9 protein-coding genes are annotated in these 11,957 nt (G+C 63.4%); 6 read left to right on the top strand and 3 right to left on the bottom strand.

What is annotated here, in order from left to right:
- Positions 1 to 229 precede the first annotated feature (229 nt).
- The 3 genes from AC0L23_RS08095 (at position 230) to mtnA (ending at position 2,630) form a co-directional block, all read left to right on the top strand.
- Positions 230 to 502, top strand: a complete 273-nt coding sequence (locus AC0L23_RS08095) for a phosphopantetheine-binding protein (RefSeq protein ID WP_018455933.1) — start codon at positions 230 to 232, stop codon at positions 500 to 502.
- Positions 503 to 626: 124 nt separating this feature from the next.
- Entirely contained in the window at positions 627 to 1,502 is an 876-nt protein-coding gene (locus tag AC0L23_RS08090) for an S-methyl-5'-thioadenosine phosphorylase (RefSeq protein ID WP_018455934.1), read from the top strand.
- An 18-nt stretch (positions 1,503 to 1,520) separates the two neighbouring features.
- Positions 1,521 to 2,630 (top strand): S-methyl-5-thioribose-1-phosphate isomerase, encoded by a 1,110-nt coding sequence (gene mtnA / locus AC0L23_RS08085; RefSeq protein ID WP_018455935.1) that lies wholly within the window; start codon positions 1,521 to 1,523, stop codon positions 2,628 to 2,630.
- Between the two features lie 41 nt (positions 2,631 to 2,671).
- Here mtnA and AC0L23_RS08080 read toward each other — a convergent pair whose 3' ends face one another.
- Positions 2,672 to 3,307 (bottom strand): HAD-IA family hydrolase, encoded by a 636-nt coding sequence (locus AC0L23_RS08080; RefSeq protein WP_085385513.1) that lies wholly within the window; start codon positions 3,305 to 3,307, stop codon positions 2,672 to 2,674.
- Between the two features lie 111 nt (positions 3,308 to 3,418).
- Between AC0L23_RS08080 and AC0L23_RS08075 the strand changes: the two genes are divergently transcribed.
- Together AC0L23_RS08075 and AC0L23_RS08070 are read left to right on the top strand one after the other, a co-directional pair.
- Positions 3,419 to 4,177 carry a S1 family peptidase gene (locus AC0L23_RS08075; protein WP_085349790.1) on the top strand — a complete coding sequence of 253 codons (759 nt, stop codon included), beginning with the start codon at positions 3,419 to 3,421 and terminating at the stop codon, positions 4,175 to 4,177.
- A gap of 125 nt (positions 4,178 to 4,302) precedes the next feature.
- On the top strand, positions 4,303 to 5,805 hold the full coding sequence (locus tag AC0L23_RS08070; protein WP_085385568.1) for a flavin-containing monooxygenase: 1,503 nt from the start codon (positions 4,303 to 4,305) through the stop codon (positions 5,803 to 5,805).
- Positions 5,806 to 6,018: 213 nt separating this feature from the next.
- Here AC0L23_RS08070 and AC0L23_RS08065 read toward each other — a convergent pair whose 3' ends face one another.
- Positions 6,019 to 6,948 carry a response regulator gene (locus AC0L23_RS08065; RefSeq protein WP_007598081.1) on the bottom strand — a complete coding sequence of 310 codons (930 nt, stop codon included), beginning with the start codon at positions 6,946 to 6,948 and terminating at the stop codon, positions 6,019 to 6,021.
- Positions 6,932 to 10,303: a hybrid sensor histidine kinase/response regulator gene (locus AC0L23_RS08060; RefSeq protein WP_085361930.1), complete on the bottom strand. Its 3,372-nt coding sequence runs from the start codon at positions 10,301 to 10,303 to the stop codon at positions 6,932 to 6,934. Before AC0L23_RS08060 ends, AC0L23_RS08065 begins: the two co-directional genes overlap by 17 nt.
- 175 nt (positions 10,304 to 10,478) lie before the next feature.
- Between AC0L23_RS08060 and urtA the strand changes: the two genes are divergently transcribed.
- The gene (gene urtA / locus AC0L23_RS08055; RefSeq protein WP_018455941.1) at positions 10,479 to 11,738 is read left to right on the top strand and encodes an urea ABC transporter substrate-binding protein; all 1,260 of its coding nucleotides are present in this window, start codon (positions 10,479 to 10,481) and stop codon (positions 11,736 to 11,738) included.
- Positions 11,739 to 11,957: the final 219 nt, after the last annotated feature.

Here is an 11,957-nt window from a genome sequence, read left to right as displayed (position 1 = left end):
AGGGTAAACAAAGCCCAATTCCGAACGAACAGTTAAGTTCGGGTTGTTTGCCTCGTCCGGATTTCCGCGATCGCGTTAGGGATCTGTAAGAAGCCGGAAATCCAGACAATCTGAGTCATCGTTTACTAAGAAACGCGAAGTAATGGTGGCGTCCATTGCGGGATCGGCCCGCCGTGCCCATCGTAGCCGGCAACCGGTCCGACCTTTGTCGACAGATGGGAATTTACCGATGCAGGCTTTCGATACCGAGTTGCGCAATCGCATCATCAAGCTGGTGAAGGGCATCCTCGCGCAGAACTCGCTCTCCGCTGAGGTCACGCCGCAGGCCAAGCTCGTCGACGTCGGCCTGACCTCGATGGACATGGTCAATCTGATGCTCGGCGTCGAAGCCGAATTCGACTTCACGATTCCCCAGGTCGAGATCACACCGGAGAACTTCCAGTCCGTCGAGACGCTGGAGCGCATGGTCGCGACCCAGCTGCGGTCGGCGGCCGCGGCATAGCCGGGAGTGCTGGCGCGCGTTCTCCTGACGGCACCTCTTGACCCCATCACCCGTTCCAAAACCGACGTAAAACTGGCATAGCTTCTCCACGGAATCGCGATGGCGCGAACGGGGTGGAGCAGGCATGACGCAGGCGGTATTGGGCATCATCGGCGGCTCCGGCATCTACGATCTGCCGGGGCTGGAGGACGCTCGCGAAGAGGTGATCAGGAGTCCCTGGGGTGAACCGTCGGCACCCCTGCGGCGCGGCTCGATTGCCGGCCTGCCGATCGTGTTCCTGCCGCGCCACGACAAGGGCCACCGGCTGTCGCCCTCCGACATCAATTATCGCGCCAATATCGACGTCCTCAAGCGCGCAGGGGTCACAGACCTGATCTCGCTGTCGGCCTGCGGCTCGTTCAGGGAGGAACTGCCGCCGGGAACCTTCGTTCTCGTCGACCAGTTCGTCGATCGTACCCACAAACGCGAGAGCTCGTTCTTCGGGAGGGGATGCGTCGCGCATGTGTCGATGGCGCACCCGGTCTCGCCGCGGCTGCGCATCCACCTTGCCACGGCGGCCGAAGCCGAGGGCATCGCGTTTGCGCGCGGCGGCACCTATGTCTGCATGGAGGGACCGCAATTCTCGACCTATGCGGAAAGCATGACCTACAAGACGCTTGGCTATTCCGTAATCGGCATGACCAACATGCCCGAGGCGAAACTCGCGCGTGAGGCGGAGCTTTGCTACGCCACCGTCGCGATGGTGACGGATTTCGATTGCTGGCATCCTGATCACGACGCCGTCACCGTGCAGGACATCATCCGCGTTCTGAGCTCGAACGCCGACAAGGCAAAAGCGCTGGTGGCGCGGCTGGCGAAAGACTTCCCGCGCGAGCATGAGCCGTGCCCGATCGGCTCGGACCGCGCGCTCGATACCGCGCTGATCACCGCGCCCGAGGCGCGCGATCCCGAGCTCTTGAAGAAGCTCGACGCGGTGGCCGGGCGCATCCTGCGAACGTGATACGAAAGGCAGAATCCCATGAAGGTCGACGGCAAGCATTTCCGCAGCATCTGGCGTGAGCGCGACGGCTGGTCGGTCGGAGCGATCGACCAGCGCCGGCTGCCGCATGAGTTCATCGTTGCGAAGCTGACCTCATGCGAGGACGCGGCCCTCGCCATCCGCGACATGCTGGTGCGCGGTGCGCCACTGATCGGCGCGACCGCAGCTTACGGCATGGCGCTGGCGATGCGCGAGGACGCTTCCGACGCCGGCCTGAAGCGCGCCTACGACACGCTCGTGGTGGCGCGGCCGACCGCGATCAATCTGAAATGGGCCCTGGACGAGATGCGCGCGAGCCTCGCGCCGATCGATGCACTGGAGCGCGCGGAGGCCGCCTATGCGCGCGCCGACGAGATCGTCGAGCAGGACGTCGAGATCAACCGCGGCATCGCCGGCAACGGCCTGAAACTCATCGAGGCGATCGTCGCAAGGAAGAAGCCGGGCGAGACCGTCAATGTGCTGACCCATTGCAATGCCGGCTGGCTTGCGACCGTCGACTGGGGCACGGCGACGGCGCCGATCTATCTGGCGCACGAGCGCGGCATCAAGATCCATGTCTGGGTCGACGAGACGCGGCCGCGCAACCAGGGCGCCTCGCTCACGGCCTGGGAGCTTGGCCATCACGGCGTGGCGCATACGGTGATTCCGGACAACACCGGCGGGCATCTGATGCAGCACGGCATGGTCGATCTCGCCATCGTCGGCACCGATCGCGTTGCCGCCAATGGCGATGTCTGCAACAAGATCGGCACATATTTGAAGGCGCTCGCCGCTCACGACAATAATGTGCCGTTCTATGTCGCGCTGCCGTCGCCGACGATCGATTTCGCCGTTGATGACGGCATCCGCGACATCCCGATCGAGCAGCGCAGCGGCACGGAAGTCACCGACATGACCGGCCGCACCGCGGACGGAAGGCTTGAGACCGTGCGCATCGTGCCGGAGGGCTCGCCGGTCGCGAACTATGCCTTCGACGTGACCCCGGCACGGCTCATCACCGGCCTCATCACCGAGCGCGGCGTGCTGAAGCCCGATCGCGCCTCACTTGCCGCGGCGTTTCCGGAGCGGATCGCAGCTGCGGCGGAGTAGTTCTGGCTCGGCGATAGCTCGCAATGACGGAGAATGACGCTCTAGCTCAGCTTCAATCCCGTCGCGGCCTCGAGCCCGGCGATCGCCTGGGCGCCGCTGGTGACCTTGATCGTCGTCATGCCCATCTCGCGTGCCGGCTTCAGATTGACGCCGAGATCGTCGAGATAGACGCAATTCTTCGGATCGACCTTCAGCGTTTCGACCATCAGCTGATAGATGCGCGGGTCGGGCTTGCGCAGGCCGATTTTGGCGGACTCGATGACATGGTCGAACAGCACCATCACCTCGGCGACATAGAGTGAGCGCCCGGTCATGCTGCCGATCGCATTGGCCGGCAGATTGTTGGTAATGCAGCCGGTCTTGAATTGCGCCTTGATGCGCTTCAACGCTTCGACCATCTCGGGGCGCAGATCGCCCTGAAGCAGCGGCAGCACGTCGCAGCCGCGCACCTCCGCGCCGAGCGCCAGCGATTCCGTCGCGAACAGTCTGTCGAACGTGTCGATATCGACCTCGGCGCGCTCGAACTTGGCCCAGGCATTTTCCAGATGATTGGCGGCATTGGTGCGCCGGATGATGTCGATGGGCAGGCCACGCTCTGTCTCGAACCGCGTGAACGCTTCAAACGGCGAACTCGTCAGCACGCCACCAAAATCAAAGATCACAGCCTCGATCGTCAAGATCCCGCCCTCGTCAATTCCTTTCCAAGAGCGCTAGCATGCGCTATCGGCAAGGGCCAGTCCGAAGCCATCCTAATGCTGTCACCGACGCCAACACCAAAGCGTGTTCCCATGAAGAAGCTCGTAACCCTCATTGCGACCGCGCTGCCGCTCGCCACGCCCGCTTATGCCATCGTTGGTGGCGGCACGCCCCAGGCCGATGGCGTCGCGCGCGCCGTCGTCACGATCGTCGGCTCGCGCGGCAATTTCTGTACCGGCACCCTCGTTGCGCCAAAGCTGGTGCTTACCGTCGCCCACTGCGTGCAACCCGGCGCGGACTACAAGATCGTCGATCGCGGCACCGACGGGCAGCCGCAACTGCTGAATGTCCGCACCGTCGCGATCCATCCGAATTTCAACATGCAGGCAATGCAAGCGCATCGCGCTACCGCCGACGTGGCGCTGCTGCAGCTGGAAATTCCACTCAAGGGAAAATCGACGGTGCCCGTCGGCGCGCCGAATATTCCGATCCAAGTCGGCAGCCGCTTCGTCATCGCCGGTATCGGCGTCACCGTGCGTGGCGAGGGCAAGAGTGGCGGCGCGACGCGTGTTGCCGGCCTCGTCGCGACGGGTCAGCCCGGCACGCTCCAGATCCGGCTGGTCGACCCCGTAACCAACGGTGTTCGCGACGGAATTGGCGCCTGCACCGGCGATTCCGGCGGTCCCGTATTCGAGGACAAGCCGACCGGATCCGTGCTCGTCGGCGTCATCAGCTGGTCCACGGGGCCGAACGGAGCCGCCGGCTGCGGCGGGCTGACCGGTGTTACGCCGCTCACGCTCTATCGCGACTGGATCTTGCAGACCGCGCGGAGCTGGGGTGCGGCGCTGTGATTTGACCGCGACCCGATCTATGTCATCTTGAAGCGGAAGCGCGATGGGCGACCATGTCCGTCGCGGAGGAAACGCGCCGCCCAACCAAGGGCGGCCACAAAAACAAGCAAGGCATAGAAGCAACAATGAATGTCGCTGTTCGCAGTCACGCCACGGCCAAACAGGCTTCTGAACATTTCGACGTGCTGATCGTCGGCGCCGGCATCTCGGGCATCGGCAGCGCCTATCACATGACCAAGCAGCTTCCGGGTGCGAGCTTCGTCATCCTGGAAACGCAGGCGACGTTCGGCGGCACGTGGACCACGCATCGCTATCCCGGCATCCGCTCCGACAGCGATCTCCACACCTTCGGTTATAGCTTCAAGCCCTGGGTCGGGCCGCCGATCGCGACCGCCGAGGAAATCCTCGCCTACATGAACGAGGTGATCGACGAAAACGATATCGCGCGGCATATCCGCTACAAGCACAAGATCAATTCGGCGAGCTGGTCGAGCGAGCAAAACCTCTGGACTATCGAGGCGGTGACGACCGACACCGGCGAAGCGAAAACATTCACTGCGAACTTCCTCTGGATGTGCCAGGGCTATTACCGCCATTCGGAAGGCTATACGCCGGAATGGAAAGGTACCGATCGCTTCAAGGGCCGCATCGTTCATCCGCAGACCTGGCCTGATGATATCGACCTCGCGAACAAGAAAGTCGTCGTGATCGGCTCCGGCGCGACGGCGGCGACGCTGGTGCCGAACATTGCCGACAAATGCGCGCATGTCACGATGCTGCAGCGTTCGCCGACCTATTTCCGTCTCGGCCGCAACGCCATCGAGATCGCGGAGGAGCTGCGCCGGCTGCAGGTCGACGAGGCCTGGATCCACGAGATCGTTCGCCGCAAGATCCTGTTCGAGCAGGACGCGTTCACCAAGCTTTGCTTGTCAAAACCCGAGCAGGTGAAAAAGGAGCTGATCGGGCAGATCAGCGCAGTGCTCGGTCCGGAGTACGATGTCGACACGCATTTCACGCCGAGCTACCGGCCGTGGCGGCAGCGCATCGCCTTCGTGCCCGATGCCGATCTGTTCAAGGGCATCGCCAGCGGCAAGGCGTCCGTCGTCACCGACGAGATCGAGTGCTTCGTCGAGAACGGCATCCAGCTCAAATCCGGCAAGCTGCTCGAGGCCGACGTCATCATCACCGCAACCGGCTTCAATCTCGCGGCGCTCGGCGACATCGCCTTCGAGGTCGACGGCAAGCCGCTCGCCTTCGGCGACACCGTCACCTATCGCGGCATGATGTTCACGGGCGTGCCGAACATGGTCTGGGTGTTCGGCTATTTCCGCGCCAGCTGGACGCTGCGCGTCGACCTCGTCGCCGACTTCGTCTGCCGCCTGCTCGGTCACATGAAGGCCAAAGGTGCGAAGAAGGTCGAGGTCAAGTTGCGAGCCGAAGACCACAACATGCCGATCCTGCCCTGGATCGATCCGGAAAACTTCAATCCCGGCTATATGATGCGCAACATGGACTTGCTGCCCAAGCGCGGCGACAAGCCGGAATGGCAGCACAGCCAGGATTACTGGACCGAAAAGGACGAGATCCCGAAGACGAATCTGGATGGCGGGGAGTTTGTGTACGGGTGAGGACTAGGCGCTAACCAAGCATTGCAACGTCGTCCCGGCCTAGTGCGCAATTGCGCACGGGGGCCGGGACCCATACAGCGAGGCCTATCGATTGCGGACGGTGCTAGTCCGAACGACTAGTCTTCGCCAAATCACTCCCTGGGGTTATGGGTCCCGGCCTTCGCCGGGACGACACGGTGTGCTGAGTCACATCCCAACTCACTCGGAGCAAGACTACGAATTCCTTCTTGTCGCATTCGTTGCAATCGCCGCAGCCGCGGTCCGGTTCTCGACTCCAAGCTTGGAGTAGATCTGCTCGAGATGCTTGTCGACCGTGCGCGGGCTCAAGCCCAAAATCTGCGCGATGTCGCGGTTGGTCTTGCCCTTGCTGAGCCAGGCCAGCACCTCGCCTTCGCGGGTAGTGAGGCCGAGCTCGCTGGTGAACTCGGGTGGCGGCGCGGTGCCGGATTCCCTGGAGAGCCGCAGCAGGAACTCGTTCGGTGCGGTCTCGCCCATGTAGTACAACCGGAGTTGAGGATTGTCGGGCAGGGAAGCCGCCTGAGATTTCGAGCTGCCCTTGCCCTTCGCCTGCTCCAGCCATTGCAGCAATGATACCGGCAGGACGAAATCGTCGTCGGCCTGCGCGCCGTGGTGGTCCGCCAGCAGCTTCTGCGCCTGCGGGGTCGCCCACAACAATTTGCCCTGGCGGTTGACCGCGAACAGGAATCGGCCGGAGACATCGAGCGCGGCGCGCGCGCTTTGCGTCAGCCGCGCATTGCCGAGATGAACGCGGATCCGCGCCAGCATCTCCTCGATCACGATCGGCTTGGTCACGTAGTCGACGCCGCCGGCCTCCAGCCCGCGCACAATGTGCTCGGTCTCGGCGAGCCCCGTCATGAATATCACCGGGACATTGGCAAGGCCCGCATCGCGCTTGAGGCGGCGGCAGGTCTCGAACCCGTCCATGCCCGGCATCACCGCGTCGAGCAGCACGATGTCGGGCGTGATCTGGTCGACGATACGCATCGCGGCCGCGCCGTCGAGTGCCACCATCACCGTCATCCCGGCGCTGTCAAGCGCGTCGGTGAGCAGCCGCAGCGTCTCCGGGGAGTCGTCGACAACGAGCGCGACGTCGCGCTTTTTCGACTCAGTGCTCATACGCATGCAACGTCTTCAATGTGGCCATGTACTGGTCGAGATCGAAGCGGTCGACCAGCGACCGCATTTCCGCGACGAAGTCGGCATGTTCAGGGTGCTCACTGCCGATCTCGTCCAGCTTCAACTGGATAGCCTTGACGTAGCCGATCTGACCGAGCCCGATCAGAGCCTCGATGTGTCGTACAGGCGGCCGCGAGCCGCTCTCCGGCCGCCACAGCGGCACCGCGATCTCCTCCGAGCCGTATTGCCATTCGACTTTGAGAAGCTGGCGGATGCTTTCCAAAAGCCTGGGAATATCGATCGGCTTCATCAGGTAGCCGTCGTGGAAAGGCTGTGCCAGCGGTGTGCCGTGCGCCTCGAGCGCGCTAGCAGACACCATCAGGATGCGCGCCTGATGGTGGCCGTTCGCGCGCAGCGTCTCCGCCACCGTCCAGCCGTCCATGCCAGGCATGGAGATATCGAGCAGGAACAGATCAGGCCGGCAGTGCTGGGCTAGCGCCAGGCAGCCAGGCCCGTCGGGCGCGCTGAGCAGGATGAAGCCGAGTGGGGTCAACACCTCGCGCAGGAGGTCGCGATGCACGGGATCGTCGTCGGTGATGAGGATGGTCTTGCGCGCGCCGTGATAGCCGGAGATCGGGGCCTCCACCGGCGCAATGCGCTGCGGATTGGTGACTTCCGACAGCAGCATCTTGACCTTGAACGTGCTGCCGCTGCCGACCGTGCTCAAGACCTTGATGTCGCCGCCCATGACGCCGGCGAGCAGCCGGCTGATGGTCAGGCCCAGCCCGGTGCCGGTCTGCGGCTGCGAGACACCGAGCGCGCCGCGTTCGAAAGGTGCGAAGATGCGCTCGAGATCGTCGCCCTGGATGCCGGGGCCGGTGTCGATCACCTCGAACTCCGCGACCGGGCTGCGATAGTGCACCACGAACTGCACACTGCCGACCTGGGTGAATTTGATCGCGTTGGACAGCAGATTGATCAGCACCTGGCGCAGCCGCTTCTCGTCGGCATAGACCACGACCGGCAAATGCGCCGGCCGCCTGAACACGAAGTCGATGCTCTTGGCCGCGGCCTGAAGGCGGAACATGCCGACGAGCTGGTCGAGGAATTCGGTCAGGCGCACCTCGTCGCGCGACAGGTACAGCCGCCCCGCCTCGATCTTGGAGATGTCCAGAATGCCGTCGATCAGGCCGGAGAGGTGATCGGCGCTGCGGCGGACGACGCGGACCTGGTCGCGCGGCTTGGTGTTGAGCGTGGTGTCCTGCTCCAGGAGTTGGGCATAGCCGCTGATCGCATTCAGCGGCGAGCGCAGCTCGTGGCTCAGGCCCACCACGTAGCGGCTCTTGGCGAGGTTGGCGGATTCTGCGATTTCCTTGGCGCGCTGGAGCTCGGCATCGGTGCGCTTGTGGGCGTCGATCTCCTGAATCAGCAGCGTGGTCTGGCGCCGGGTCTCGGCCTCGGCGGCCCGTCGGCTCTGCTGCGCCAGCACGAACAGCCAGGCCACCACGCCGATGATGATGCTGAGCGAGAAGAACACCTTCCAGAGCACGTTGGAGACGAGCATGTTCTCGCCAGGCACGCTGACCGAGCTCTGGAGGTAAATCAGCCCCAGCACCAGCGCGACGAGGCCCGCGGAGACCACGAACACACCGATGTAGTGGCCGAACTGCGAGTTGATCCGCTGATAGATCGCCTGCGGCAAGATCCTGGCGAGTGCGTCGGCGAACTGCACCTGCGCGCGCGCATGCGGTTTGCACAAATCGTGGCAGCGCGCATCGAGCGAGCAGCATAGCGAGCAGATCGGGCCGGCATAGGCAGGACAGGAGGTCATGTCCTCCGGCTCGAAATGGTGCTCGCAGATGCAGCACTGGATCGATTCGATGTTGGCCCAACTCCTCTTCGGCTTGCGCGCGATGTAATATTTTCCGTCGGTGAGCCAGGCGATGACGGGCGCGGTGACGAAGGCGACCGTCAGCGCGACGAAGGCCGCGAGCGCTTTCATGGTCGAGCCGAACAGGCCGTAGAATGCCGCGATCGAGACGATGGTCGCGATCGTCATCGCGCCGACGCCGACCGGGTTGATGTCGTAGAGATGGGCGCGCTTGAACTCCATCTGCGGCGGGCGCAGGCCGAGGGGCTTGTTGACCACGAGATCAGAGACCAGCGCACCGACCCAGGCGATCGCGACATTGGAGTAGAGCGCGAGCGTCTGCTCCAGCGCCTTGTAGACGCCGATCTCCATCAGCAGCAAGGCCACCATCACGTTGAACACCAGCCAGACGACCCGGCCCGGATGGCTATGAGTGAGACGCGAGAAGAAGTTCGACCAGGCGATCGAGCCTGCATAGGCGTTGGTGACGTTGATCTTGAGCTGCGACAGGATCACGAACGCGCCGGTGAGTGCCAGAGCCATGTCCGGCTGCGACAACACGTAGCGAAACGCCTCGAGATACATGTGCGCAGGCTCGGCCGCCAGTTCGCTGGAGAGGCCGTGGCTCAGCGCGAAGAAGGCGAGAAACGAGCCCAGCAGCAATTTCAGCGCGCCGAAGATGATCCAGCCGGGCCCCGCGATCAGCAGGGCGGCCCACCACGACGTTCGCGAGGTGCGGCGGTCGCGCGGCAGAAACCTGAGGAAGTCGACCTGCTCGCCGATCTGAGCCACCAGCGAAAACACCACGGAGGATGCTACGCCGAACAGCAGTAGATCGAAATGTCCGCTGGGGTCGCCGTGCTCGCCGGCGAATTTGCGCCATTCCGTGAACGAGTAAGGGTTGGCCCAGGCGATCGCCGCGAAGGGCAGGATGTGCAGGATGATCCAGATCGGCTGCGTCCAGAGCTGGAAGCGGCTGATCAGCGTGATGCCGTAGGTGACAAGCGGGATGATCGCGACCGCGCTGATGAGATAGCCGATCGGGCGCGGAATGCCGAAGCACATCTCGAGCGCCGTGGCCAGGATCACCGCTTCGATCGCGAAGAAGATGAAGGTGAAGGAGGCGTAGATCAGCGACGTGACGGTCGAGCCGATATAACCGAAGCCGGCGCCGCGGGTGAGCAGGTCAATGTCGATGCCGCATTTGGCGGCATAATAGGCAATCGGGACGCCGCAGCAGAAGATGATGATGGAGACGACGAGGATCGCGGCGGTGGCGTTGGTAACCCCGTAATTCAGGGTGATGGTGCCGCCGATCGCCTCAAGCGCGAGAAAGGAGATGGCGCCCAGGGCAGTGTTGGCGACGCGGGCAGCGGACCACCGGCGCGCGCTCTTGGCGGTGAAGCGCAGCGCGTAGTCTTCCAGCGTCTGGTTGGCGACCCATTGGTTGTACTGGCGCCTGACGCGATCTATTCGCTGCCGCCCTGCCACTTCAGCCCCCACTCCTACTCCCGAACGCGCCGGACCCCCTCGCAAAATCCGTACCAAAAGCCTACGTCGTCATTTTGCGGTGCAGTATACGCGATCTTGCGTATGCTTGCAGTGCACAAATTCGAGCCATCCTCACGGCACCAATCGCGTGTCCTCGAACAACAGTGGGGTGCTCATGTCAGACGAAGCGAACAAGGGCCTGTTATCGCCGCTCCGGCGCAAATTATTGATGGGAATGGCGGCCGTGCCGGCCATCACCATGCTACCGCGAGCATCTTTTGCGCAGGCCCCAGCGACCTCGGCAGTCAACACCACGGGTCTCGCGGTCACCGACACCGAGGTGACGGTCGGCATCCTGCATTCGGCGACCGGCACCATGGCCATCTCCGAGACCGGCTCGATCGAAGCCGAAAAGCTTGCCATCGAGCAGATCAATGCCATGGGCGGCGTGCTCGGTCGCAAGATCAAGTTCATCCAGGAAGACGGCGCCAGCGACTGGCCGACCTTTGCCGAGAAGGCCAAGAAGCTGCTGGTCAACGACAAGGTCGCGGCGATCATGGGCTGCTGGACCTCGGCGTCCCGCAAGGCCGTGCTGCCCGTCATGGAGCAGTACAACGGCATGCTCTATTACCCGACCTTCTACGAAGGTCTCGAGCAGTCCAAGAACGTGATCTACACAGGTCAGGAAGCCACTCAGCAGATCCTCGCCGGCCTGAACTGGATCGCCAAGGAGAAGGGCGCCAAGTCGTTCTTCTTCATCGGCTCCGACTACATCTGGCCGCGCACCTCGAACAAGATTGCGCGCAAGCATGTCGAGAACGTGCTGAAGGGCAAGGTGGTCGGCGAAGAGTATTATCCGCTCGGCAATACGCAGTTCAATTCGGTCATCAACAAGATCAAGCTGACCAAGCCCGACGTGATCTTCACCGACGTCGTCGGCGGCTCGAACGTCGCGTTCTACAAGCAGCTCAAGGCGGCCGGCATCGACCTCTCCAAGCAGGCGCTGCTCACGATCTCGGTGACCGAAGACGAGATCGACGGCATTGGCGGCGAGAACATCGCGGGCGCCTATGCCTGCATGAAGTACTTCCAGTCGCTCGACAATCCGAACAACAAGACCTTCGTTCCTGCGTTCAAGAAGATGTGGGGCGAGAAGACCGTGATCGGAGACGTCACCCAGGCTGCCTATCTCGGACCGTGGTTGTGGAAGTTGACGGTGGAGAAGGCGGGCTCCTTCGACATCGACAAGATCGCCGCGGCGTCGCCGGGCATCGAGTTCAAGGGCGCTCCGGAAGGTTATGTGCGCATCCACGAAAATCATCACCTCTGGTCGAAGACCCGGGTGGGACGCGCCAAGCTCGATGGCCAGTTCGAACTGATCTACGAGACCGCCGATCTGGTCGAGCCGGATCCGTTCCCCAAGGGCTACCAGTAAGACGAGATCTATCAGTTAGTCACGGCGTTCGTCGCCGTTTCCCTCTCAGGCAAAACCTCTCCCTGGCGTGGACCGCAAATCCACGCCGAAGACCCCCCGGGGGGGGGGGCGGGGGCGCGGGCGGGGCCCCGGGCCCCGGGGGGGGAAGGGAGGTGGGGGGGGGGAGGGGTGTGGGGGGGGGGGGGTGGTGTTGGGGGGGGGGGGGGGGGGGGGGGGGGG

Source organism: Bradyrhizobium sp. MI1.4 (assembly GCF_055811315.1).
Note: the sequence above shows the minus strand (reverse complement) of the source record. Positions and strands in the feature narration are given on the sequence as shown.